General features: G+C 40.3%; 21 protein-coding genes. 3 read left to right on the top strand and 18 right to left on the bottom strand.

Annotated features, from left to right (window positions below; translation table 11 throughout):
- Nucleotides 1–58: 58 nt before the first annotated feature.
- The 8 genes from M1F03_RS02120 to M1F03_RS02155 form a co-directional block, all read right to left on the bottom strand.
- Complete coding sequence (locus tag M1F03_RS02120) at nucleotides 59–538, bottom strand: FidL-like protein (protein ID WP_154635631.1); 480 nt, start codon at nucleotides 536–538, stop codon at nucleotides 59–61.
- Complete coding sequence (locus tag M1F03_RS02125; RefSeq protein WP_154621983.1) at nucleotides 539–1,519, bottom strand: winged helix-turn-helix domain-containing protein; 981 nt, start codon at nucleotides 1,517–1,519, stop codon at nucleotides 539–541.
- 477 nt (nucleotides 1,520–1,996) lie between these two features.
- The gene (locus M1F03_RS02130; RefSeq protein ID WP_247047403.1) at nucleotides 1,997–4,003 is read right to left on the bottom strand and encodes a TonB-dependent receptor plug domain-containing protein; all 2,007 of its coding nucleotides are present in this window, start codon (nucleotides 4,001–4,003) and stop codon (nucleotides 1,997–1,999) included.
- Between the two features lie 125 nt (nucleotides 4,004–4,128).
- Nucleotides 4,129–4,974 carry a ModD protein gene (gene modD / locus M1F03_RS02135; RefSeq protein WP_154621795.1) on the bottom strand — a complete coding sequence of 282 codons (846 nt, stop codon included), beginning with the start codon at nucleotides 4,972–4,974 and terminating at the stop codon, nucleotides 4,129–4,131.
- On the bottom strand, nucleotides 4,971–5,789 hold the full coding sequence (locus M1F03_RS02140; protein ID WP_251464949.1) for a class I SAM-dependent methyltransferase: 819 nt from the start codon (nucleotides 5,787–5,789) through the stop codon (nucleotides 4,971–4,973). The genes modD and M1F03_RS02140 overlap by 4 nt, the downstream gene beginning before the upstream one ends.
- A gap of 10 nt (nucleotides 5,790–5,799) precedes the next feature.
- Entirely contained in the window at nucleotides 5,800–6,567 is a 768-nt protein-coding gene (locus tag M1F03_RS02145) for an ABC transporter ATP-binding protein (RefSeq protein WP_251464950.1), read from the bottom strand.
- Complete coding sequence (locus M1F03_RS02150; protein ID WP_251464952.1) at nucleotides 6,564–7,568, bottom strand: FecCD family ABC transporter permease; 1,005 nt, start codon at nucleotides 7,566–7,568, stop codon at nucleotides 6,564–6,566. Before M1F03_RS02150 ends, M1F03_RS02145 begins: the two co-directional genes overlap by 4 nt.
- Complete coding sequence (locus M1F03_RS02155; RefSeq protein ID WP_318840069.1) at nucleotides 7,565–8,602, bottom strand: ABC transporter substrate-binding protein; 1,038 nt, start codon at nucleotides 8,600–8,602, stop codon at nucleotides 7,565–7,567. Before M1F03_RS02155 ends, M1F03_RS02150 begins: the two co-directional genes overlap by 4 nt.
- Nucleotides 8,603–8,805: 203 nt before the next feature.
- Here M1F03_RS02155 and gntR point away from each other — a divergent pair, with 203 nt between their 5' ends.
- The 3 genes from gntR to gntU all read left to right on the top strand — a co-directional run bounded on the left by gntR (nucleotide 8,806) and on the right by gntU (nucleotide 11,892).
- Nucleotides 8,806–9,801 (top strand): gluconate operon transcriptional repressor GntR, encoded by a 996-nt coding sequence (gene gntR, locus M1F03_RS02160; RefSeq protein ID WP_154621800.1) that lies wholly within the window; start codon nucleotides 8,806–8,808, stop codon nucleotides 9,799–9,801.
- A gap of 193 nt (nucleotides 9,802–9,994) precedes the next feature.
- Complete coding sequence (gene gntK, locus M1F03_RS02165; protein WP_154621801.1) at nucleotides 9,995–10,537, top strand: gluconokinase; 543 nt, start codon at nucleotides 9,995–9,997, stop codon at nucleotides 10,535–10,537.
- Entirely contained in the window at nucleotides 10,534–11,892 is a 1,359-nt protein-coding gene (gntU, locus tag M1F03_RS02170) for a gluconate transporter (protein WP_154621802.1), read from the top strand. Before gntK ends, gntU begins: the two co-directional genes overlap by 4 nt.
- Before the next feature lie 74 nt (nucleotides 11,893–11,966).
- On the opposite strand, the gene ptuB is transcribed toward gntU, so the two are convergent.
- The 10 genes from ptuB to M1F03_RS02220 form a co-directional block, all read right to left on the bottom strand.
- Complete coding sequence (gene ptuB, locus M1F03_RS02175) at nucleotides 11,967–12,614, bottom strand: retron Ec78 anti-phage system effector HNH endonuclease PtuB (protein ID WP_251464956.1); 648 nt, start codon at nucleotides 12,612–12,614, stop codon at nucleotides 11,967–11,969.
- A gap of 2 nt (nucleotides 12,615–12,616) precedes the next feature.
- Nucleotides 12,617–14,239, bottom strand: coding sequence for a retron Ec78 anti-phage system effector ATPase PtuA (gene ptuA / locus M1F03_RS02180; protein ID WP_251464958.1), 1,623 nt, complete (start codon nucleotides 14,237–14,239; stop codon nucleotides 12,617–12,619).
- Nucleotides 14,236–15,174 carry a retron St85 family RNA-directed DNA polymerase gene (locus M1F03_RS02185; RefSeq protein ID WP_251464965.1) on the bottom strand — a complete coding sequence of 313 codons (939 nt, stop codon included), beginning with the start codon at nucleotides 15,172–15,174 and terminating at the stop codon, nucleotides 14,236–14,238. The genes ptuA and M1F03_RS02185 overlap by 4 nt, the downstream gene beginning before the upstream one ends.
- Before the next feature lie 298 nt (nucleotides 15,175–15,472).
- Complete coding sequence (locus M1F03_RS02190) at nucleotides 15,473–16,705, bottom strand: SGNH/GDSL hydrolase family protein (protein WP_251464967.1); 1,233 nt, start codon at nucleotides 16,703–16,705, stop codon at nucleotides 15,473–15,475.
- Nucleotides 16,656–17,843, bottom strand: a complete 1,188-nt coding sequence (locus M1F03_RS02195; RefSeq protein WP_163860597.1) for a DUF459 domain-containing protein — start codon at nucleotides 17,841–17,843, stop codon at nucleotides 16,656–16,658. Before M1F03_RS02195 ends, M1F03_RS02190 begins: the two co-directional genes overlap by 50 nt.
- Nucleotides 17,830–19,248 (bottom strand): MBOAT family O-acyltransferase, encoded by a 1,419-nt coding sequence (locus M1F03_RS02200; protein ID WP_154621805.1) that lies wholly within the window; start codon nucleotides 19,246–19,248, stop codon nucleotides 17,830–17,832. The genes M1F03_RS02195 and M1F03_RS02200 overlap by 14 nt, the downstream gene beginning before the upstream one ends.
- A 257-nt stretch (nucleotides 19,249–19,505) precedes the next feature.
- Nucleotides 19,506–20,312 carry a protein bax gene (locus tag M1F03_RS02205; RefSeq protein ID WP_154621806.1) on the bottom strand — a complete coding sequence of 269 codons (807 nt, stop codon included), beginning with the start codon at nucleotides 20,310–20,312 and terminating at the stop codon, nucleotides 19,506–19,508.
- 473 nt (nucleotides 20,313–20,785) lie between these two features.
- Nucleotides 20,786–21,931: a DUF4056 domain-containing protein gene (locus tag M1F03_RS02210; RefSeq protein WP_251464969.1), complete on the bottom strand. Its 1,146-nt coding sequence runs from the start codon at nucleotides 21,929–21,931 to the stop codon at nucleotides 20,786–20,788.
- Nucleotides 21,931–23,076 (bottom strand): BamA/TamA family outer membrane protein, encoded by a 1,146-nt coding sequence (locus M1F03_RS02215; protein ID WP_154621808.1) that lies wholly within the window; start codon nucleotides 23,074–23,076, stop codon nucleotides 21,931–21,933. The genes M1F03_RS02210 and M1F03_RS02215 overlap by 1 nt, the downstream gene beginning before the upstream one ends.
- Entirely contained in the window at nucleotides 23,076–24,077 is a 1,002-nt protein-coding gene (locus tag M1F03_RS02220; protein WP_272578427.1) for a hypothetical protein, read from the bottom strand. The genes M1F03_RS02215 and M1F03_RS02220 overlap by 1 nt, the downstream gene beginning before the upstream one ends.
- Between the last annotated feature and the right edge of the window lie 158 nt (nucleotides 24,078–24,235).

Genomic DNA, 24,235 nt, shown 5'->3' on the forward strand with positions numbered 1-24,235 from the left:
TAGTTTTCCATGTTGGCGATTTGCCTACTTAAAACAGCAATGTTAGTAGGCTTTTTTTTTATTTATCTGCATAACAGGTGAACGATGAATAAGCTTCATCTTTAATAATATAAATATTATCATTCATTTTTGTCACATTAATGTAATAATTTATTTTCTCTTCTTCTAATTGAATGAAGTTAGCGAAGAGGGCTTGAGGGACGTTATCTGAGCTGGTAATAGATAATGTTTTAAAACGAATAGAGTAATTGTTTTTTTTATCAATCGATTGGTAATTAAAATAGAGCGCTCTATCAAGGCGATAGAAAACATTATTCTCTTTGACGTAACCATACATATTCATTCTTCCCATATTATCACTGGTAACCAGAATACTTGTTTTTGATTTTAGCATTAGCCCGTCATCAGTACCGTTATCTTTTATCCAGAGAATATCAGAGTGACAAAGATTTACGTCATCACTCTCAGTGTGCAGGGCAAATGATGTTATTAACACTAAAGTGAAAGAAAATAAAAGCAATAAAATGTATTTTTTCATTTAAATTCTCTGATCATTAATTGATACGCAGTCGTATTGAGTATTTTTTTCCTTACAGATACTAATGGATATGTTTTTATCAACAGGTTGGATGGTGTTTAGTTCTGAAAGTAAGATAACGCGTTTAGGTTCTTGGCAGTTAACATTGTATTTATCGAGTTTCTTGTTGACATAATCGATACTATCTTTTGTTGAACTTTCCACTAAATGAACAGGAACTTGTATTAAACATTTATCTCTCTCACTGACCGTAATATAGTCATTCTCTTTCATGCTCGCGTTAGAGCTTGTTATAAAATGAAAGGCAAAAGTTAATGAAACTGAGAAGAGAGCAATAAAAGCAACTACCATATAACTACTTTTTAACTTACTTTGTTTTCTTATTTTTTTTGTATCTTTTTGTTCTGTTAATGTTAATTCTAATGGTTCATGATGCTGTGTGTTCCTTGGGGGATATTCAGTCACAGGTGGCTGACTATCAATGGGATTAGTGAGCAATTCTTCGCGACTATGCTCAATATTTTGCTGAGGGGAAGGGTCTGACAATATATAATTATTTTTACTTAAAATAATGTTGTTGTCATTGTGAACCACCATTTCTTCCTGTAAAAGGTCAGAATTGTTTTCATTAGTGATTATTTCTAATGACTCACAATCAAAGCGAAAACCTTTTTTAGGAACAGTGATGATAGATTTAGGATCTAAGCCGATGAGTTCGAATTTTTTTCTTATCTCGCTAACATAAGTATTGAGATTATTGTTTGACCCTACAAGGCCATACTCCTCCCAAACATTAGTCAGTAATTCTTCTCTTGTGGCGATTTTTGCACGTTGATTAAGAGTGATGATTTCACTCAATAAGCGTGATGCAGGCTTTGATAACTCTACAAATTTATCGCTTTCATCTTTTAAGAAAACAATACTTTTGCTTGTCTCAAAGATAAATGTATCGTTAATCAGATAATCTTTGTTATTTGTCATAAACACGGTTTGCTCTCTCTAATTCTAACTCTAGAACAGCGAAATTATTATAATCAACTGAATCAGTTTATAATTTTTAGAAAAATTTAATTAATTTATATTTTTATAAATATTTTTAATGCATATAGTCTAAATACGGATTGAATTAACTTCAAGTATATAGAAGTGAGCTTTTTTGTATCTTGCTATCAAATATATTGATCTAAGTGATGCAATGGAGTTATGGTTTGTTTTTTTATTATTTTTTAGTTTTATATTTTGTTGAGGTGCATTTTTTGTGTGTAAAAAACAATATATTTCTAAAATGTGGCTTTTGGTTAGTTAGCGGTCTTAAAAAAGGAGATTAATTGAGAGAAATCCTAAGTGATACTGCTTAATTATTAAATTGTTTTTGAAAATGTCAATTTAATAAAAATGATAAGTGCTTTTTTTTATTATTAGGCGAGAGGGAGAATATCTCGCCTAATTTAATTTTATTTAATAGTTGTATTCAATACCTAACCAGTAGTTACGCCCTTCTTCAATATACCCTTTTGTGTATTGGTATGATTTATCAAACAAATTGTTAATTGATAAATTTATAGATAAACCATGATTTAGATCATAATCCATGCGAATATCTGTTTTTGCAAAACCGTGAATTTTGTCATCTTTATCAATATAATTAAAAGCCCAGCTTCTTGCTTCTTCTGTTGCCGTGATACTGAGAGATTCATATGGGGTAAATTGCACCCAAGCAAAAGCTTTATGTGTTGGCAATTCCGCAACATGTTTCACACTTTTATGTTTGGGATCTGCATGAATATAGCTGTAATTTATGCCTACACTCATCCAATCGGTGATTTCTCCATGAGTGCCTAGATCAATACCAGCATAGTTAATTTTACCGCTATTACGATTTTGATATACGTCAGAACCTGCCACGCTATCATAATACATATGGTGTGCCATAATGGCGTCAGAGACATGATTATAATAGGCGCTAGCATTATAAAACCAAGTTGGTGTGATATGGCCTTTATAAGTGGCATCAAAGGTCAGCGCGCGTTCTGCATCAAGATGAGGGTTAATGATGAAGCTGTCATTATTTTTCATCTTGTTTTTAGTATAACGCTCTTTTTGTGTTGGGAAACGGCTCCGATCTGAAACCGAGAGCTGGACGGTGTCGCTATTTTCTAAGTGGTAACGAGCCATGAATTCCCAGTTAAAAGCCTGCTGGTGGTTATCTTCATAATTCTCAATGCCAGTCACTACATTCTTGTTATTGTATAAATAACGTTTTCCTTCATCACTGCGACGCCAGTCATAACTTATCCCACCAATAATATCGAGCTTATCCGTTGCGACCCATTGATATTCGGTGGCGATTGACCATGTTTGATCTTGATAGCGGTCATAAGGAACGACTTTATTGCTACGTGCGCGATGGGTATCTTCTTTCCAATGCGCCGCAAAAGATAACATGTCTAATTCACGTAATGTAAAGTCCACTCGCATATCAACACCATTACTGTAATCATCATAATGGCTGTAGTTGTACTTGCCGTCTTTATAGTCTTGAACGGATTTATATTGGTGCAGCGTATTTTTGAACTTATCGTGATAGAGTCGACTTTGTAAGGCAATATCACTGGTGAGTTGTGTGGTGCCATTAAAGTAAAGACTCTCTTTATTATATTCTGGCCATTGCCAAATTTGTTGTTTCTTATTATCTGCACTTGGCGCACTATTTTTATCACCATCTTGTTTTAAATAAGTCAGCACATATTCGTCAGTTTCACGTGGTGTCCAACCCATCTTTAGCGTTAGGCGTTTATCATCAGTTGCAGAGTTAGTGCGTCTCCCATGGCTCCCCGCCAACGGATTATTATCAGCGGAATGAGGTAATCCCATAAACCGTTGCTGATATTGACTACCGCTGACTTGAATAAAGCCAAGGTCGTTACGTCCACCCAAGCGGGCACTCATATTATGTGCATTATCTGCACCCCGAGCAAAACCTTGATTCAGGTTAATATTCACTTCAAGAGGTTTTTTCGGTGTTGCCGTTGTTAAGTTTATCGCGCCCCCCATCAAGTTTGGGCCTTGCAACAGAGATGTATACCCGGTGGATAACTCGACGCTTGCGAGTTCACTGGTCATAAAACGCCCGAGGTCTAATGTGCCATCATAGGGGACGTAGGTTGGGATGCCATCGAAAAAAACAGGTATTTGGCGACTGTCGAAGCCACGCACATTCACCTGAGTTTCATTACGATTACCTGATTTTTGAATCACAACGCCTGGCATGGTATTCAGGGCTTGTGCAACATTCGTTCGATTTAATTGTTGCATTTGCGATTGTGTAATGACATTCGCATCAGCAGCAAGAGGCGTACTCCAAACCGTCATGACATCACGGCTCGTTTGGTCTTCTGTGGCGGCGAAACTCGATGCTGTGAATAATGCCATCCCAATCAAATAGCTAATCTTTTTTATTTTCATAGTTAAATTCCAGTTGATTAAATGCAATATGTAACTTTTTATATAACGATGTTGGTGTTTATTGATAAGCGAGATCATCCATCAAATTAGGTGGATGATGCTCTGGGTTTGTATGATTGCTAGGTTCACGCTACGGAAATTTTTACCTTAATGTCTCTCGGTGGGGCGTAGTAGGGAGCCGATGTGACAAATAAAGAAATGCCTGTTTGCGCATATTCTTCTATTGTTTGTAAATTGATGCCACCGGCCGCGGATAAACGGCACAAGCTGTTTTGTTTATAAATATCTTGCTGTAACTGGCGGATCTGTTGTGGTGTAAATTTATCTAATTGCACAATATCAGCCCCTGCTTGAATGGCTAGATTCGCTTGTTCGATATCATCCGCTTCAACAATAATCTGCTGTTCGGGCGCGGCAATTTTTAATGTATTAATATGTGCATGCCAGTCATTAGGTGCTGCGAGACAATTGCGATGATTGGTAAATAATAAAATACTTTCAGCACAGCCTGCTCGATGAATCATTGCGCCGCCTGCCAGTATTGCGGTGAGGGCAAATAATTTTGTTCCTGGTACGGTTTTTCTTGTGCAGGCTAATTGTGCATTGGGCTGGTGGTGCTTAAGTATAGAAACCATTTGGTGGGTGTAGTGGCTGACTCCGCAACACCATTCAAGTATATTTTGTACCGCTTTCCATCCTTGATGAAGAGCTTCTACAGCGCCTGTGGCCTTAATTAGGCCGCTATTCTCTGCAACGATTTCACCATCGCGAAAATAGCCTTGGCAATCAAGACCTAATTTCTTGAGCATTCGTAAGGCGATTTCAATACCACTAATACAACCACCTTGTGTAGAGGTAAACGTCATAGTACCTCGTTGGTTGTGTAGACCTAAAGAGCGTGTGGTTAAATCACCATACAGAATATCATCAAGGAGCAACTGATCGATTATGCTATCAGAGAGATATATCATAGTGTAAGACTCGCTTCATCGACCACGTCCCACGAGACCATCGCCCAATTACGTGAAGGATAAGGGATGCGTTTTCCTGAGCTGATGTGCTGTGCATAGTATTGATGTAATTTGGTTATCTCGTCAGTGGTTAAGTTTTTTAGTGACCAATTGACGCTATCGATAAAAGCATCGACACTCGCAAAGCCGCTATTATCGGAGCTATTAATAAAATCAACGCGAGCATTGATCCCCATCTGATGCAAGATATTAACCGCATAGATATAAGTTGGCAGGCGCACCACTTCACGACCAATAGAGTGAATGATATTTTCATCAATAAAGGTTGGGTTCACGGTATGGGTTGTGTAAACGCGTAAGTTGGCTTGGCGGTTAAGCTTCAGTAAAGCAGCTTTAAGGTCATCGACTAACGTTGAGCGTGATGCAATCGCGATATCGACTTTTGGTAAGTGAGTCCAATCGTCTTCCCATGCTAATTGTTCGAATTGCGCATTATTAATATTCAGCGCGCTAGCGCGTTCTCTGGCCGCGTCTAACATGCCTTGGCTGTAATCAATACCGATGACCGATGTCAATTGGTTTGCAAGGTTTAAACACACAGAACCGGGGCCACATCCAACATCGAGTAGTGTTTTTGCATCTGTAAAATCCATTAACTCACGAAAATGTATTAAATAAGGGTCGTGTGGATTTGCACAAGTTTGTGCCATTTTTTGGGCTTTTTTATCCCAATGCTCGGGTTCTTTACGTGAACGTTGTGCCTTTTGCATATGATCTTGATACATTTTGGCAAAATCTAATTGGTCAATAAGCATAACTGTGGCCTTAGCAAGTAAAATGAGTAGGAAACTGAAAATGAGTAGCAATACTCTTTTCGTCAGTAGAATAGAGTTTTGCTAAGTTAGTGAGTGTTAACATACTCTGAGCTGAACCTTGTCTTGCTCCATACGCTTTATCAAGCAAAATGACGTTATCGGCGATAGCGGCAGCATGTTGTGGATGATGAGTTGACATGAAAATGGTCATTCCATGCGCTTTTAATTGTTCAACTTGTGTTAACAAACGAATTTGGTTGCCAAAGTCTAAACTCGCGGCGGGTTCATCCATAATCAGCATAATTGGGTTTTGGATTAAGGCGCGGGCTATCAATACTAACTGTTTCTCACCACCACTGAGTGTGCAGTATAAACGTGATTCAAGGTGAGCAATGCCCAACTTGTTGAGTTGCTGTAATCCCAGTGTGCGTTCTTTGGCTCTAGGCGCTGAAAATAATGAAATATGAGGGCTGAGTCCCATCATCACCATATCAATAACAGTAAAGGTGAAAGGCGTATCATGCGCTTGAGGTACGTAAGCGATCACTTTGGCGATATCGCTTGATTTATAAGTGCTGAGCGGTTTTTCTTTTAATAAAATACGCCCTTCAATAGCAGGTATAAGTCCTAACAACGTTTTCATTAAGGTTGTTTTACCACAACCATTGGCCCCGAGAAGACATGTTATTGCGCCCGTTTCTAGTGCTAAGCAAAGTTGCGTTAAAATCGCTTGACGATGATAGCCAATAGCCACGTTTTCTAAGGTTATCAGGTTCATTTGACTCTCCGAGTTTGCAACAGGATAGCCAAAAAGAAAGGCGCACCGACAGCCGAGGTTAATATACCAAGGGGCAGTTCAATGGCGGCGATGCTACGTGCTAATGTATCGGTGATAAGTAGCATAATCGCCCCTATAGCCATAGAGGCTGGTAACTGATAGCGAAAGTTAGCGCCTACTATCATTCTAGTGATATGGGGAACGATTAATCCAATCCAACCAATAATTCCCGCAATTGACACTGCACTCGCAGTAATTAAGGTGGCGGAAATAATGAAGACCGCCCTCAGCAAACTGACATTAATACCTAAGCTTTTTGCTTCTTCATCGGAGAGGCTGAGTAAATTCATTCTCCAGCGCAGCAGGAGTAGTGGGATAATGCCCAGCAGCATGATTGGGAAGGCGGAAAGCAGGTCATGTTGTGTGATAGATGAAAGTCCACCTAATAACCAAAAAGTAATCGAAGGCAGTTGTGTATAAGGGTCAGCTAAAATTTTCATAAGAGAGATGGCAGAACCACATAGCGCGCTGATCGCCACCCCCACTAAGACGAGGGATAAGATAGGATCATGTTGGCGTGCCATTCGAGCGATCAAGCAGACTAAGGTCACGGCGAGTAAACCGCCGATAAAGGCAGCTAACTGGATATAGACCAATGATTGCCCTAAAAAAATAGCAATGACGGCACCCACCCCAGCGCCAGCAGATACCCCTAATATATCAGGCGAAACCAACGGGTTACGAAACATACCTTGATAAGCAGCGCCTGCAATGGCTAGCCCGCCACCGATGATGATGGCAGCTAATGTTCGAGGAAAACGAATTTGCCAAAATACAGTAGCAGTACGTGGGTCATCAATCGTTGTGGAAGTACTCAGTTCAGCCATCAATAAATTGAGGAACTGGTTAAATGTTAGTGAATACTTACCACTGTTTAATGCTGTGACAAAACAGATAATAAAAACCACTAAGAGTAGACCCGATGTCATTACGCGACTCATGACATTTCCAGCAATTTATCAATTTGGGCGTCAGTCAGAGGTGAGTGATAAAACAGATGGAAGAATTGTTTTATGTCATCACCTATGACTGATTCTACGTGTTGATCAAAATGACTTTGTAAACGGCGCATGCCTAACAAGCGGTTAATGCCAGGAGGGCCATCAATCCAACCAAATGGCAGACCACCAAAAGTCAGCAAATGCTCAGAGGAGACTGCATGCAAGCCTTTCCATAATGTTGAATGCCTAATAAACTCAGCGGCTTCCGGATATTGCGTAATGATAATGTCAGGGTTCCAATCATACAGCTGCTCCATAGAAACTTCAGTTAAACCTTTAAAGTTAGGGATGTCGACAACATTGCGTAAACCCAATATTTCTATAGCTTCAGTATGAATCGAGCCTTTAGTACCTGTTTGTAGCCCTTTGGCCCCTCTGGCTAGATAGAAACTAGGCGCATTAGCATGGTATTTTTCAGCAAAGGTTTTGGCGTCTTGGAGATAATGTTGGGCAACCTCACTTAGTTGTTTGGCAGGTTGCTGAACCTCTAATAATTCACCTAATTGGCGTAACTGCTGTGGTGAATCATGCAGCCCTCCTGCAATCAGCAAATAAGGAATTCCTGTTTGTTTCGCGATTTTTTCGGCTTGAGAACGATAGGTATCGTCAATATTACCAGTGTCTATAATCAATTCGGGGTTATAATCAATCAGCTTTTCTAGCGATAATGTGCTACCACGACCCGCTAAGCGTCCGTATATAGGTAAATTTCGCCATTGTTTAGCGAATAAATGAGAATGGCCTTTTTGTAAATTAATTGAAGAAAATCCCACCATTTTTTCAGGTGCTAAAGCGAACAACAGCAGATCAGAAGGCGGACCCGCACTAATGACGCGCTGGATTTTACTTGGCTGGGGGATGACACCAAATAGTGCTTGTTCGACGTGATTATTTCTCTTCCCATAGGCAGGAAAATAATAAAGTGCCATGAACGCTGCACAGGATTTGATAAACTGTCTGCGGTTAATTCCCATAGTATTAAAAATAAGATTCGTTATATTTATTGGTATATAGCGCGGAAAGTTAGCGAAGTCATACCTTAGAGTCAACCACAAAAGAGACATTAATAGGAAAACTCGACTATTCTGTGATGTAAATCAGTCACAAACATTGCTATCCATAAAAAGATCGCTGAACATAGTCTTAGACATTGCATGTGCTAGAAATATTGGAATATATGAAGAAAAAAAGACCCTCACTACAGGATGTTGCCGACAAAGTCGGTGTCACGAAGATGACCGTTAGCCGCTTTCTACGAAACCCTGAGCAGGTTTCTGAAGTGTTACGTGGTAAAATAGCGCAAGCGGTTGATGAATTAGGCTATATTCCAAATAAGGCACCGGACCTGCTCTCCAATGCAACGAGTCACGCTATTGGTGTGCTATTACCCTCGTTAACTAACCAAGTGTTTGCGGAAGTTATTCGTGGCATTGAAGCTGTGACAGACCGTCATGGGTACCAAACAATGCTTGCGCATTATGGCTATCTCCCTGAAAAAGAAGAAGAGCGCCTCACTTTTTTACTCTCTTATAATATCGATGGGGTCATTTTAGCGGAACGTACCCATACAGAGCGAACGCTCAGGATGTTAAAGACAGCAGGGATCCCTGTCGTTGAAATCATGGATAGCGTTTCTCCATGTCTCGATGTTGCGGTTGGGATTGATAACTTTGAAGCCTCACGACAAATGACGGCGGCAATGTTAACTCGTGGATGCCAACATGTTGTCTATCTCGGAGCCCGCCATGATGAGCGAACTGTGATTCGTTTACAAGGTTATGAGCAAGCTATGCGTGATGCTGGTCTCGAGCCGCGTAATGTGATGACACAGGTGAGCTCTTCTTATTCATTAGGCGCTAAGCTACTTCATGATTGCATACAAAAATACCCTGAAACAGATGGTTTATTTTGTACCAATGATGACTTGGCGATCGGGGCGATCTTTGAATGCCAACGCCTTGGTATTAAAGTGCCGAATGACTTAGCCATCTCAGGCTTCCATGGCCATGATGTTGGCCAAGTGATGACACCGAAATTAGCCAGTATTCTCACCCCTAGAGATAGTATTGGACGTAAAGCGGCCGAAGTCTTACTGGCGCGTATTAATGGTAAAAAGTTACCACAGACGTTATTTGATGTTGGTTTTGAGTTACTACCAGGTGAAAGTATTTAGAATTCAAAAATGATGCATCACATTAGTGAGAGAAGCATCACAGATCTCTTTATTTCCCCATAAAGATAATTGCTAAAAATAACAGCGCTGCCGATAATGTTACTGGTAACTGTTACCGGTAACAATCGAATGTCTACTATCGGTAAACAAAAAAATAAGTACCTTTTATTATTTAACACCTGAGGAGTTTCCAATGAGTGATACCCAAACACAAAATTATACATTTGTTTTCATGGGGGTATCGGGTAGCGGTAAATCGGCAGTCGCGAACGGTGTCGCTCAAAAAACCAATGCGGTTTTTTTAGATGGCGACTTTTTACATCCGAGAGCGAATATTCAGAAAATGTCTTCTGGTCATGCATTAAATGATGAAGACCGTCAGCCTTGGCTTGCCGCATTAAATGACGCTATTTTTGCTATGCAGCGGACTAACCCTATTTCTCTCGTTGTGTGTTCAGCACTGAAGAAGAGTTATCGCGATAGATTAAGAGAGGGAAATAAAAATCTCTATTTTATCTACCTGAAAGGGGATGCAGAGCTCATTGCGGAACGTCTCAAAGTACGTAAAGGTCACTTTTTTAAACCTGAAATGCTAATTTCACAATTTCAGGCATTACAAGAACCTACATTAGAAGAACAGGATGTTCATGTTATTGATATTCGCCCATCTCTCGATGAAGTAATTGAGAATACTTGTACAGCTATTCACCAAATCGTATCTGGAGGCAATCCATGAACCCCCCTGTTGAAGCATTAAGCACGCTCACTTTAGTTCTGACGGCCGTCGGCTCGGTTGTCTTATTATTGTTCCTTGTCATGTATGCACGTTTGCATGCCTTTGTTGCACTGATGATTGTATCGATTGGTGCAGGGCTATTTTCAGGTATGCCAATTCAAGATATTACGGCAACGATGCAAAAAGGTATGGCAGGAACGTTAGGCTTCTTGGCGATTGTTGTCGCATTGGGTGCCATGTTCGGTAAAATTTTACATGAAACCGGTGCACTCGATCAGGTTGCAACGAAGCTACTGAATTTGTTCGGTGAAAAGCGAGCGCACTACGCAGTTGGTATCGCTGGGTTAATTTGTGCATTACCACTCTTTTTTGACGTTGCCATTGTTCTCTTGATTGGGGTGGTATTTGCGGTGGCAAACCGTACGGGCCATAACGTTGTTCGTATGGCGATTCCTTTATTTGCTGGGGTCGCAGCCGCTGCGGCTTTCTTGTTGCCAGGCCCAACCCCCATGTTGGTGGCTTCGCAAATGGGAGCTGACTATGGTTGGATGATCCTGATTGGCTTGTGTGCGGCAATCCCCGGAATGCTACTTGCGGGCCCTTTATTCGGTAGCTTTATCAGTAAACACGTAACCATCGATATTCCCGCTGATTATCAAGCGCCAAACATGGAACATGGCAAAATGCCTAGTTTTGGCTTTAGCTTGAGTTTAGTCCTGTTTCCGCTGGTTTTGGTGGGTTTAAAGACCATTGGTACCCATTTTGTTGAAAAGGGTTCGAATCTTGAACATTGGCTAGAGTTTATCGGACATCCATTTACTGCTTTGTTGCTTGCGTGTTTGCTGGCTATCTATGGTTTAGGTTTCCGCTATGGCATGAATAAAGAAAAAGTGATGGAAGTGTGTTCAGCCGCGATTCAACCCGCAGGTATCATCTTATTAGTCACCGGTGCGGGTGGTGTGTTTAAGCAAATACTCGTTGATTCAGGGGTGGGTCCTGCTCTGGGGGATTCATTAATCGGTGCAGGTTTACCAATCGCAGTCGCGTGTTTTGTGCTGGCAGGTGCTGTTCGTGTCATTCAAGGTTCGGCAACCGTGGCGTGTTTAACGACCGTGGGTCTAGTCCTGCCTGTGATTGGTGAATTAGGGTATTCAGGTGCACAGTTAGCCGCGCTTGCGACCTGTATTTCTGGTGGTTCTTTAATCCTCAGCCATGTGAATGACTCTGGTTTCTGGTTATTTGGTAAATTCACTGGCGCAACTGAAGCTCAAACATTGAAGACTTGGACCGTCATGGAAACCATTCTGGGTACGACAGGTGCCATCGTGGGAATGATTTTCTTTGCCTTCTTATAATTTAGATTTCTAAGTAACAGTAACCCGTTCAATTTACTCTGATAGTCAGAGGGGATTGAGCGGGTTTTTGTTCGTTAATACCATCTAGTAAAACGGTAAGCTTGAGCCAGTGCAGTACCGAACTCTGTATTTTGCAGCTCTTCTAACTGACTTTGTAATAGTTCATCCCAATCTTCTGGTGGTACATCTTCCTTTAATTCATTAAGGGCATTAATTGCTTCAATTTGTAAAGCAATTGCTTGTCTTCTTCTATTTGTTAACGTGACATCATTATTGAGATTAAAAACACGAATTGTTTCTTCTGCTTTCAATTGATCTCGAGGTGATAGCCCATTGCATGGACGAACAGAACCCGATATGAGAAAACGTAAAAAATCAGAAGGGTTATCAACATCGGGCTTTATAAGATTATCTGGGTTATAAGGTCTTCCATATTGGTCTTTATAGATCCCACATCGTGACCAGCCACCAGCTCTTGATGAGTCACCACAAGAGCCAAATAAATTGTTCCAGTCAAATGTTAGGTGCGAGTAATCATGTTGTGATCGAAAGTGTTCAATATGCTTACGACCTAAATGACACTCACAATAGGCACAAAGGTTATTTTGCATGGCATCAATGGCGATCCATAATTCTAGTCTATCAACATCGTTCCAGCTATTTTGTCCGCCAATTAAATGAGCTAAACAACTAGGAGAGCCTTGCCGCTGCAGTTGTTTCATACCTAGATATCCTTTTCATTTTTCCTTGCTTGTACTTTAAGTTTCATTGCTGCAATTTTTATTAGGTTATCACAACGTTTTAATTCAATACTATTTTCACCGAAATGGTGTTTTATCTTTTGATAGAGAGCTTGTGCGTCAGAATTATGGGAATAGTCAGCGTGTGTTAGGGCTTGGTCAAAATCATCAACCCAATGTGATTCTGCAATCTTAAGTGGTGTCGCTGAAACCTCCATTACGAGTTCTAAAATATCAGAGTTGATAACTCCTTTAGTTTGGAAATCAGGCGTATTCAGCGTTATTTCTTTTCCATTATTTGATTCGTTAAAGATACGCACACAGCGCTTATCAACGGTTGAAAGCACTATTGGGCTATGAGTGGTGACAATAAATTGTAGGTTTGGAAAAATACGGGTTAAATTTGGAATAGCATCTTGCTGCCATTTGGGGTGTAGGTGTAATTCGAGTTCATCTATTAAAACAATACCTTGCCCTTCAAATGGATTATCCAACAGTGGGTTTAACATAATCATCCGTCGCGCGAGATCGGCAACTAAGCCTAGAAGAACGCGCTGTCCATCAGACAACTGTTCAACAGTGACTTTTTGTCCATCGTTAACGACTTTGATTTTATCGATGCCTGACGTAATCTCTACCCAGATATCACTAATACTTGGGACAATCTGACTAATTGCCTTAATGATAAGTTGTTTTTGATATTGCTCTGATAAATTGTCCGCGATCGCATTTTTTTCTAAAGCCGCATTAAGTTTTTTTTGTGCATCTTCCAGCAGAGGTTTTACTGAGACTAAACCGTTGTTAACGGATATTGTTAAATCATTGACGAGTTGTTTTAATTCATTAACTGATGTTGTGTCATGTGTAGTTCGTTTATGAAGAGCAATAAACCATTCAATAAAATGGTCAAAACGACCAGCCCCAGATAATGCATTAGTATAAGCATCAAATCGTTCTTCTCGTATTTCTGATATTTCTCTCGGGCGTATGTAGGGATGTGAACGTTCAACGGAGTAAAAGGCGAAAATAGGTAAATTAACAACTTTTTGTGCATTAATCACACGCCATATATCAGCAATATTTTTAACGTCTTTAACGAGACTATCGCGTCGAGTAGCTGATCCAACGGCAGAGCGGGAAAGGCGAATAGGAATAAATTTTAACCCACGGCCAAAGTAAAAATGACTGAAAACATCAGTATATTCGAGTTCGGCATCATTCTTTATGTCAGTCCATTCATTAAAACGTTGTCCGGCTCCATCTTCCCGTAAAATATTTGCACTAAACCAACTTAGTATTTTTGCAATAGCGGTTAAAATGCTGGATTTTCCTTGTCCATTATTACCTATGATAACAGTAAGATCTTTTTCTAATTGTAATTCTAAGGATGAAAAACGGCGAAAGTCAGTGCATGAAAAAGAACGCAGATAAAAAGGATTAGTCGGTTGAAAAACGCCATTTTTATTTTTATCTCCGCTTTGGAGATAATACCAGCAAAGATCTAACCATTCATTTGATTCTTCAGGGCTATTTTTTGTTATTTGAAATAGCTCAAATGCAGCCAGCAAACTACCGCCTCTGGCTTTTCTTTCTAGTTGTTTAGTCATTTATGACCTCTTCGAATTTGAACCATTAGATCTTCAGTATATTTTTCATTCATCCTAATAATAAACTCAGGTTCTATATGTTGAGCAAAAGACAGTAGCCCTTGTAGATAACCCATATCTGCTTCATCGAGTAATCCATATTTATATTGATTAATGAGATGTTTAATGAAGCGTTTTCGTTCTCTGCCTAAAGAAAGCTGGTTTTCATTATTAATTGTAATACCTGTTACATGGCGATTATGCGCTTTAGACGAAAAAACAGTTTTAGAATGATTAAGACGTAATGCATTGCCATATAATGTTTTTAGTACTTTTTGAATTAAATCAGGTAATTGTTTTAAAACATCTTTGATATTGGTCGAAAACGTGAGGTCATCTGCATATCGTGTATAACAAATATCAAGGTGTTGGCATATCTCACTGAGTTGCTGGTCAAACTCATATAAACAAAAGTTAGATATTGTTGGAGATGATGGGGCACCGACGCTAAGCATTAATAATTGTCCATTATGTTTAGCTGGTTGCCAAAACAATATATTTTCTACATGTATTCTTTCTTGAGGGGAAAATGATAAATGAGATAGAGGCTTATTTTCTATGCAACGCCAAAAAATAGCGGGTGTAATAGAGTTAAAAAAATTCTCTAAGTCAGTTTTTAGTAGGTACTGATTTTTGCTATGAGCCAGTGCATTATCTTTGATGCTCTTCTTATCTCGGTAGGCCATTGCAGAAGGATGAACAGGAAAAGCATATAACTGCAAAAATGCTCGTTGATATTCTTTAAGCTTTTTTGCTGGTTGGGCAATGACTCGAAAGCCTATGGTGCGTTTAGGGATTTTATAGACTTTGTATTTGCATGGTGCATTTTGCAGATAAAGCTTCACATTGGATTCATGCTGATTTAAGTGTGTCGCTAACTTTTTGATAATCTGCATAATATTACCTATAAAACCCGAAAGCGTGTAGGCTTTCGGGTGGACTCTTTACTAGAGGAAGCGGTGTTGCCGCGACCTGATAAAGGGCGCGGCAACACCGCAACCCTAAATGTGTACAATAAATTAGTGTCTGGCTAATCACCCGACAAGACAGAATATGTCCAACGCTAAAGAGCTTAGTAAGACTACCGTACTCTGTTGTTATAAACAATACTGTTTTGGTCGAGGGGGGAACGTGCGATATCTTAAAGGTTGCAATCAAAGATGGCGAGAAAGTTTCTCGCCACCTTTGATTTGATTAGTTTAACATTTGGCTAAGTTGACGATAGAGGCCTTGGGCGCTCTTCTTATAGCCATCGGCAGATAAATGCACGTTATCGGGTCGTGCAAGGTCTTGTGCTGCCCATGAGCGTATTGAACAAGGCCCACCCATAAAGGCTTGCCAATCCCAAAACAGAGCGTTTTCTTGGGCTGCGACAGTTTTTTGGATTTTGATCACATTGGTTAGGTGAACAGGCATTTTCGCTTCGCAGCTTGGCGCATTGCTAAATTTGATGGAATCATTAGGTCCAATCAGCAGAATCACGGCTTCAGGCATACGCTGGCGTATGAGATGAATTTTTTCACGGAGACTTTGCTGATAGGCCACTAAATCCAGATTGTCGTTAAATGCTTCATTGGTTCCATAGGCTAAGACCACCATATCCGGTGACATCTGTGCTAACGTATCCACCCATTGTGGTTGCCATTTATCGAACATATTGATGGTCGCCCCATTAATTCCTATCGCTGATAACATCACCCCAGGATGATTGGCACGTAGCAACCAACCCCCTAATTTAAGATTGTTATCCTTGCTCACCGTCACGTCAGACGGTAGCTGAGTGCTAACAGGGGAAGAAAAACGCCAAGAGTTCCCTGTTGCTGGTAATGCGATAGGAGACGATGAAGCTGGAGAGATGCTCATCTGGCTACCCGAGGTGTTTTGGTACAGAGCCTGTAACTGATACGTCCCATTAGCCACCTGTAATGGCATTAATTGTACAGAGCTCTGTGACGCCATGGGTAGAGCGATTAAGCCTCCAAGAGGGTAGTCAAATCGTTCATCTTTACGGCTACTGAACAGTTCCCATTGATGCTTATCACTTTTACGATTGATAGTCGCGGTACGCTGTCCGGGTATTGAGATGGCAGGAACAAATCCTGGGCCAGCATCACCATAACGTTGCTGGAACATCGTTCTTAACTCACCACTAAAAAAGTCAGCGGCAGTATGAGAATCGCCAATTTGGACAATATGAACCTGCTGATTACCTTGCTTGAGCTTATTGGCAAACTGCTGGAGATTCGGCTCCCCATTATTGATAAGCTGCCCTTGAACATCCACATTGATGGATGTTCTATGGCCTGCCGAGCCGTGACGTGTCTGCTCTGTATCCTGCTGACAAGATAATAAGCTGAGTGATAACAATGCGATGGCACTAGCTGCCGCTAATTTGGACTTGGCCTGACGCAGTTTGTTTTGCTTCATGAAGAACCTTTTCTTCCTCTTCAAAATGAATTAATGAAAACACTTTTTCCGCAATCGCTTGTTGTCCTTTGGGACTGAAATGGATCCCATCACCACTTCTAAGCTTAATTTTGCTGCTTTCATCGCCGAAATAATCAGAGTAAGTCAGGTCCTTGTATTTAAAGACATCATTGACAGAAAAATAAATTTCGCCATTATTTTTGACTTCGGACTGGTAGAGATCTCTTAGGAACTGCATACCTTCTGATAGGCTCGTTTTACGCATGTTGGGAGGGCCAACCCAAATAACATCGACATGATGTTGGCGCGCTGTCATTAATATATCATTAATGCGTGAACGGTACACCTGCTCCCACATTTCACTTTTAAATTTCACATACTTATAACCCGTATCGGGTGGCATATCCCATGGGTCATTAGGACCGAGAAATACAACTAATACTTTGATTTTAGGGTTTTTATTCAATGTGTCCGCAATCGTTTGTGGCCAATTAAAAAAGCGCGGATAAGCAAGGCCAGTACTTTGCTTACTAAGATTAATGCTATCTATATTATATTTTTTCAATAGCATGTTCTTCACATGTGGTGCGACCCCTTGCATCATTGAGTCGCCCGCAAACAGAACTTGGTCACCTTTTTCTAATTTCGCGATACTTTTGGGGACAATAGGATCGTTTTGCAATACGGTTATTGGACTGACCCCTTCCGTTTGCAACGATGCTCTTTGCTGTTGGCGTTTCAATAGCTCAGGAAAGGTCACTGACAATGATTTTGCAGGATAAATATAACCATTTAGAAAATGTAATCCAACTTGATAACCTTCAGGAAAAACAGCTTTACTGCGAGCAGAAGCATTAGCAAGCGCCTCAGCTTCTTCGACGTCTTTGGCATGCTGCCCCGAAGCGTGGTAGGCAAAGGTACTTCCCGCAGCCAGCGTACCATCATACAAATAAGCACCATAATCCCAAACAGGATGACCTGACATGCCAGCCCAAGGTGGATCTCGATGATATTTTTGTTGCCAGAAGCGTTCTAATGAGGCTTGATTCAGCCAAATTAATAATATTCCTGCTACCAAAACAATAAAAAAGACTTGTCCGGTTTTTATTAGATTTTTTTTAAACTCAGAAGTTAGCATAAATAAATCCCGGCATCCCAGAAGGTGAAAGCATAAACATAATCGTTAGTACAATAGCCAGTGGTATAGGGTAATAATACCAAGCAATATTTTGGTATTTCCTTGCAACATAATGATACGACTGGACGAAATAGGGATAAAGCAACAGTAAAGCCCAAAATGCGACCAATAAACCAATACTTGCCCTAATGGAGGCAATAAGGTCAGGAGAGGCGAACTGTGACACCATCATTAATGCATCATCAAAAGTTTGGCTACGGAAAAATATCCAAGCAAAACAGACAAAATGGAATGTGATGATCCGCGATAATAGCGTTGTGACGGTTTTATTAGGAAAGCTTTTTGTCCACCCTAACTTTTCCATACATAAATTCTTAAGGTTAAGCAGTACGATCCCTAAGCCGTGTATTGCTCCCCAAATGACAAAGGTCATCGCAGCACCATGCCATAGTCCTGAAATTACCATGGCTAAAAAGACATTGGTGTTCATACGGCTGAAGCCTTTTCGATTGCCACCTAATGGAATGTAGATATAGTCGCGAATGAAGGTTGATAGGCTAATGTGCCAGCGAGCCCAAAACTCTTTTAAGTTTGCGGCCATATAAGGGGCATTAAAGTTCACAGGAACGCGGAAACCTAATAGTAAGGCGATACCTGTGACTAAGTTAGTATACCCCGAAAAATTAAAATAGATGTTCCATGCATAAGCATAGGTAGCAACTAAGATTTCGCCTGCCTTGAAACCTGCCGGGGCATCGAACACGGGGTTCACAAAGTTTTCAGATAAATAAGCACTAAAGAGAAACAATTTAACCAGCGCTAATGAAATCAGCAAAATTGCTTTTCTAGCATCGAGTATCTCACGACTCTCTGTTTGGATCTGGGGAATAAAATTTTTAGCGCGGTTGATGGGGCCTGCAACAATACTAGGAAAAAAGCTCAGGTATAGCACGACATCAAAAAAGTCCGCTTTAGGAATTTCTTTACGACATACGGAAACGGTATAGCTTACAGAATGGAATGCATAAAAAGACAGTCCAAGTGGAGCTAATAATTCGATAATAGGCAGCCCGACATTAAGGCCTAATTTATCGAAAGTTTGTTGGAGTGTTTCTTGAAAGAATGAATAGTATTTAAACGCAGTAAAACAACCGATGATGCCAAGCGCGAGGAGTGTAAATACCCATTTGTTGGAAAGCCAATTCGAAACCCAATTAGTGAGAAAATAAATAAAGAGGGTATAGCCGAATAATATATAGGCGAAATCAGGATTAAATGAATAAACAAAAAAATAACTCGCGGTAATTAATAGCCCATTTTGAAGCTTTGCACTAGGCTGGCAACTCCAATAAATGAGGAAAAACACCAAAAAAGAGCCAAGAAACTCGAATGAGAAAAAATTCATATAAGACTCAGGTTGTTAATTATTGTTGTATACTCGTTAAGGCCGAACTGTAGCGTGACTGATAGAGGAGACTCTCGAATCGTCGACATCCACATGTTTTCTCGATCCTTTACCTCGATTGTTTAGCTGCATCTCGAATCATTTGAAGTATAAATGAATATTTACATCATATTAATAATCAGCATTGTTGCAATAAGAAAAAATCCACTTTATAAAAAAGTGGATTTCTAGTAGGAACGTGTACCTGGTGATACAAATTAAATACGATTTGATGCCGTTTTTTGAGCCTGTGTAATCAGTTCTTCATTGCTCACGTACATCTCTTGTAGATAGCGGTTATAAGATGAACCTAACTGTGAATACCCTTTCATATCATTGATAAGTTTTGTTGTATCCAACTCATCTTTTGATAGACGCTGTTTCGCTCTAGACGAACGTAGCGACTCATAAGCATTGTGAGTATTCATGTTCTTCATGTAGGCTGAAACTGTTTCTTCAACAGAATCATATGCGGAATAGCCTTTAATCTTTCCTTGTTTTAGTTGGCAACCGCTGCCACATCTCATACCAAATAGGTTACCATTTTGCTGTGCTAGCTGTGATGTTCCCCAACCTGACTCCGTCGCTGCTTGAGTTGCAACCAAATGGGTAGGCATGATATCAACACGGCTCAATAGCTTATCCCAATTCATTTTATTTGGGGTGGTACAGGTCATACCGTAGCTTTTACAAATTTGAGCAAGACGGCGTAGCTCCTGAGCGCTCCATTTTTTATTCGAGCGAACAGAAAGTAACCATTTACGTTCCGCCATTATTTCTTGATTGACCTTTTCAATCACTGGGACAATCGTTTTTAAAAACGCTTTCTTACGTGGTGTACCGGACGGGTATTTTCGCAAATCAGGCAGAGAGGTTTGAGCCTGATTTGAGCTCTGCACGGCCTTGTGAGAATACTCTTTCTTGAGTGTGGTACTGGTACTTGTTGAGCCGAAACTCAAACCCGAAAATAACAATAACAGTAAGAAAGCGAAGACGGCGTTTGTCCTCATCGTTCGAGAGGGCATTTGCTTCTCCTAATTTCTCTGAACAAAAATCGAGCGAATAGTAGCAGAATAATTTTGGGGGAGCTACTTTTATCCGGCTGACTTTAGCTAAATTACTGTATTGTTTTGTCTTTAAAGTGTATTTTTTGTATTTAATTGATTTGAAATCAGTTTTAATTCCTTTTTTTTGTGTTTGATCTGAAATTAATAAATAATGCTAACGTTTATGCGAGTGAAAACATGTTACTTATCCTAAATATGGTCAAAATACATGCAGTTACATGAGTTATTATGGGGTTAATTTGGTTATTTATTAAGCGGTTGATGGCCTGTTTTTTAGGCAAAATAAGAAATTTAACCGTTTGTCAGAAGATGAAGATACAAAAATGTCTCTTTGTGTTGATTCGATATTAAACGAAAAAGTGTGTCGTGTTGAGGAAAGGGTAGGCGAAAAAGTGTTCAATCGTACAATTTCTACCTACCTTTAAAAACGGTCAAAATGATAATATCTGTTGCTGCTGATCTTGTTGTTTTGCTGCTTCAGAGAGCGTGGAAAAATCAGCCGCTGTCCAGTATGTCTGCGGAGTCGGTAAGTGTGCCATTTTTGATGTAGGTAATAACCTAAATTGAGCAAGCTCTTGCAAAGAATATCCTTGATATTCATTAGGTAAGCTTAAACGTAAGCTTTCTGTTGGCACCATTTGCAAAGGCATTAAAGGATAGCGGTTATCGCTAGTATCATAATCGCGAGTTAATACGAGGAATTTTTTAGGAACGCGCTGGTAGCTATTCCACCACAATCCATCGACTCTATCGAACATAGCGCGGGTCTGTAGCTTAGTATTGGCACCAAGTTGTTCCAATGCCGTAGGGAGTATATCTTCCATAGATTGGGAAAATAAAGGCAGTGACTGGGCTCTACCTTGTAAGATCAGTGTCATGGATAGGCGAGCGCCAAGTAGATTGGAATATAAATCCTCCGGAGAAAAAGCAGAAATCCCTTCTGAAAAACCGGGCACAGATTGATAGCCATACCATTGGGCTATTTCATGCCAAGCGGCAAGTTGGAATGCGAGCTTTGCAGCTAAGTAAGCACTGAGAGTATATCGCTGTTCGGTGGAAACCGGTGGTGTAAACGGCTTAAAAACAATTTGCCTGCTAGCGAGTTCGTCACTTAATTTGAGCGTCCAGCTTTCACCGAGCCTTGGATAAATTTGGCTAAACAAAAAGATGGTATAGTCAGCTGTGTCTCTAACATGGGAAATATCAATGAATCCCCCTTTATCCGTGTATAAAAGGCCCACTTTTTCATCACTGACGCCCATTAGTGCGGCGGTAGCACCTAAGAAGCTATCATTGTAATGATGTTCACCTAATTTATCGGCTTCAACAATATTATCGATAGTGTAGAAAGGAACTGGGATCCCCCAAAGTTGTGCTTGCAGGTCATAGCCAAAAGCGCAACAGGCGCGTAAACCTTGAGGTGGTTCTAAAGGCTCAAGGACAGGCCATGACTGTGACGCAAATTCATGAGTATCACTATTAAGTTCAGGTGATACAGCTGCAAGTTTAGAAGGTGCACTATTTTGACAGGCTGTGAGCAACAGAATACCAATAGTGACTATTAATGGTTTCAGCATTAAAACGCTTCCCCTACTTGGAAATAGAAACCTGTGCTATTACGGCCGACACCAAAGTCGAGGCGTACATTCATTCTAGGTTTGAATTCAAATCGATAGCCGACACCGACAGTCGGCAGCCAATGGCCTTCACCTAATTCAGATGGACTGTCACTCATCGTTCCAGTACCGAGCCAACCAACGACACCATGACGCCAATCAAGTTTATGCCGTAGCTCTAATTGGGTCGTAAAAATGTTGTTATCTCGATAGCGCCCTTCGTAATAGCCTCGCATACGATTCGTGTTACCTAATAAAGAGAGTTGATTCCACGGTACTTCACCAGTGGTAAATCGTGCGTAGTTATCAAGTGCAATGACGGTTTTTTCTGTTATCTCATGATAATAAGCATACTGTAGTTGTGTACTCTGAAAACGCGTATCGCTGCCTAGGCTAGGGGAAAAATAGGTATAGATGGCTTCAAAAGTCTGCCCGTGGTGAGCGTTAGGTAAGAAATCGCGTGTATCATAGCTAAAATAAGCACTGATACCTGAGTTGATCACTGAACGACCCCCAATAGCTTGCTGAAAATAGCGTTTAGCACCTTCATCAGGATCACTCGCATTAATAGAGGAGAACTGCCAACCTAATCCCACATAGGTAGCATCTGCCAGACGATATAGCGCTCGGGGCGTTATTTGGAATTCTTGGGAATGATACTTTTCTTTATTATGGTCATTTTTTCCCGCGGCATACCCCTTCCCCCAATAATAAGTAGGGATGTTATTTAAAGTACCTGAAATAAATAATCGCCATTGGTCGTGGTCGATAAAATTATAATTGGTGAAATTAACGCCAAATGCGCCAGTAGAGGAAGCAAATCCACTTAAACCAACAGAGGAGGGCTGAGTGGTTTTATCGTCTTTATCGATACGATATAAACCAACGAGCGCAGTACCAATTCCTACGCCCATTTCTGGCGTATAAAATGGACCGGGTAATATGCCCCAGTCGATGGTTTTGCTTTCATCAAAACTATTTGAGCCACCGAGTTGGTTTAACCAAACATCGATTTTTTGCCGATCAGGCAATAATTCCGCTTGAATGGGTAGGGTAATAAAAAGGCTGAGCAGTGTCAGCCTTTGCAAATATTGTTGCTGGAGCATTAAAAACGGAACTCACCTGAAATATAGAAGCTATTACGGTTATTGAAACCAATTTCAGTTAACACATTAAAGTGACGTGTTAGTTCGACACGCGCCCCTACCGTGTTATTCCATTTATGGGCAAGGTGCTGTTTGACATCGAATTTCATGTCATTAGGCGCTAATACCATAAATTTACTTAACTCGGGAGGGAGATTAAGTTTGCTGACATCCCCTTTAAAACGTTGGGTAATATCTTGGTACATAGCACCCGTCCAAACTTGAATTTTTGTATTTCCTTGACCACTGATCAGAGGATCAAAAATAAACTCATAACCAATACGTGGGGTAATGACTAGGGCTGAAATATTACCATCTAAAATATCTAGGTTTGTTCTAGTATAGTTAGCATCTAGAGTTGTAAAGAATTGGTTATAGCCCCCAGCAAAGGTCACGCCACCACCATAGGTTTTCCCTTCATAATCTAATTCGAATGGTAAATCTTTACCAATAGGGATAATCCAATCTTTACCCCAAGGCAATTTCATGCGCGCTTCTACGTTATTTAGATTGGTTTTTGATGTTCCCTTTGTTTTTCCATAAAGACCGTATACATTCATAAAAGGGAATACCCATGCATCAAGCTTTAATACATGAGATTCATTTTTACTACGGGTATGTCCGGTTTCGATATGAAGCATTTTTTCTAAATCCATATTGGAATTAGAAATAAAACCGATTTTATCCACCACAACATCTTGGCGCAGGTTCATATAGCCGTAGCTTACACCAAAAGGCTCTGGGATATCATAACCGCGAGCGCGTGCTTCATCTCCCCAAATAGGCAATACACGAGATTCGCTAGAAGATGAGCGAGTAATACCGCCTTCGCTGTTATTTTGTGGAACGCCAGACTCACTCATGGTGACGGAAAAAAGTGGACGGTCACTATCTGCAAAGCTGACTGGAATAGAAAAGCAGCAAGAGAGTAGCAACGCTTTGCTAAGTTGAATGCGTGTCATAAATGGACTCTACATTGAAATAAACAAGAGAAAACACATCAATAAAAGATGAGTTCAAGTTTAGCATAATAAGTTAATTAATAGATGGCGTTAAATGCTGTGTTTTATGGAAATAAGGGTTTAATTCGATATTTTTTGATTAAAGTTAAGAAGTAATA

It is taken from the genome of Providencia sp. PROV080 (genome assembly GCF_033688105.1).
GTDB classification, from domain to species: domain Bacteria; phylum Pseudomonadota; class Gammaproteobacteria; order Enterobacterales; family Enterobacteriaceae; genus Providencia; species Providencia zhejiangensis.

What these genes read in the sequence shown, in the direction of transcription:
- M1F03_RS02185 (WP_251464965.1), bottom strand. Translation starts at nt 15,174, where the DNA reads ATGCAGATTATCAAAAAGTTAGCGACACACTTAAATCAGCATGAATCC.
- gntK (WP_154621801.1), top strand. Translation starts at nt 9,995, where the DNA reads ATGAGTGATACCCAAACACAAAATTATACATTTGTTTTCATGGGGGTA.
- M1F03_RS02155 (WP_318840069.1), bottom strand. Translation starts at nt 8,602, where the DNA reads ATGGGAATTAACCGCAGACAGTTTATCAAATCCTGTGCAGCGTTCATG.
- M1F03_RS02130 (WP_247047403.1), bottom strand. Translation starts at nt 4,003, where the DNA reads ATGAAAATAAAAAAGATTAGCTATTTGATTGGGATGGCATTATTCACA.
- gntR (WP_154621800.1), top strand. Translation starts at nt 8,806, where the DNA reads ATGAAGAAAAAAAGACCCTCACTACAGGATGTTGCCGACAAAGTCGGT.
- ptuB (WP_251464956.1), bottom strand. Translation starts at nt 12,614, where the DNA reads ATGAAACAACTGCAGCGGCAAGGCTCTCCTAGTTGTTTAGCTCATTTA.
- M1F03_RS02125 (WP_154621983.1), bottom strand. Translation starts at nt 1,519, where the DNA reads ATGACAAATAACAAAGATTATCTGATTAACGATACATTTATCTTTGAG.
- M1F03_RS02140 (WP_251464949.1), bottom strand. Translation starts at nt 5,789, where the DNA reads ATGCTTATTGACCAATTAGATTTTGCCAAAATGTATCAAGATCATATG.
- M1F03_RS02195 (WP_163860597.1), bottom strand. Translation starts at nt 17,843, where the DNA reads ATGCTAACTTCTGAGTTTAAAAAAAATCTAATAAAAACCGGACAAGTC.
- M1F03_RS02190 (WP_251464967.1), bottom strand. Translation starts at nt 16,705, where the DNA reads ATGAAGCAAAACAAACTGCGTCAGGCCAAGTCCAAATTAGCGGCAGCT.
- M1F03_RS02120 (WP_154635631.1), bottom strand. Translation starts at nt 538, where the DNA reads ATGAAAAAATACATTTTATTGCTTTTATTTTCTTTCACTTTAGTGTTA.
- modD (WP_154621795.1), bottom strand. Translation starts at nt 4,974, where the DNA reads ATGATATATCTCTCTGATAGCATAATCGATCAGTTGCTCCTTGATGAT.
- M1F03_RS02205 (WP_154621806.1), bottom strand. Translation starts at nt 20,312, where the DNA reads ATGCCCTCTCGAACGATGAGGACAAACGCCGTCTTCGCTTTCTTACTG.
- M1F03_RS02220 (WP_272578427.1), bottom strand. Translation starts at nt 24,077, where the DNA reads ATGACACGCATTCAACTTAGCAAAGCGTTGCTACTCTCTTGCTGCTTT.
- ptuA (WP_251464958.1), bottom strand. Translation starts at nt 14,239, where the DNA reads ATGACTAAACAACTAGAAAGAAAAGCCAGAGGCGGTAGTTTGCTGGCT.
- M1F03_RS02210 (WP_251464969.1), bottom strand. Translation starts at nt 21,931, where the DNA reads ATGCTGAAACCATTAATAGTCACTATTGGTATTCTGTTGCTCACAGCC.
- M1F03_RS02200 (WP_154621805.1), bottom strand. Translation starts at nt 19,248, where the DNA reads ATGAATTTTTTCTCATTCGAGTTTCTTGGCTCTTTTTTGGTGTTTTTC.
- M1F03_RS02150 (WP_251464952.1), bottom strand. Translation starts at nt 7,568, where the DNA reads ATGAGTCGCGTAATGACATCGGGTCTACTCTTAGTGGTTTTTATTATC.
- M1F03_RS02215 (WP_154621808.1), bottom strand. Translation starts at nt 23,076, where the DNA reads ATGCTCCAGCAACAATATTTGCAAAGGCTGACACTGCTCAGCCTTTTT.
- gntU (WP_154621802.1), top strand. Translation starts at nt 10,534, where the DNA reads ATGAACCCCCCTGTTGAAGCATTAAGCACGCTCACTTTAGTTCTGACG.
- M1F03_RS02145 (WP_251464950.1), bottom strand. Translation starts at nt 6,567, where the DNA reads ATGAACCTGATAACCTTAGAAAACGTGGCTATTGGCTATCATCGTCAA.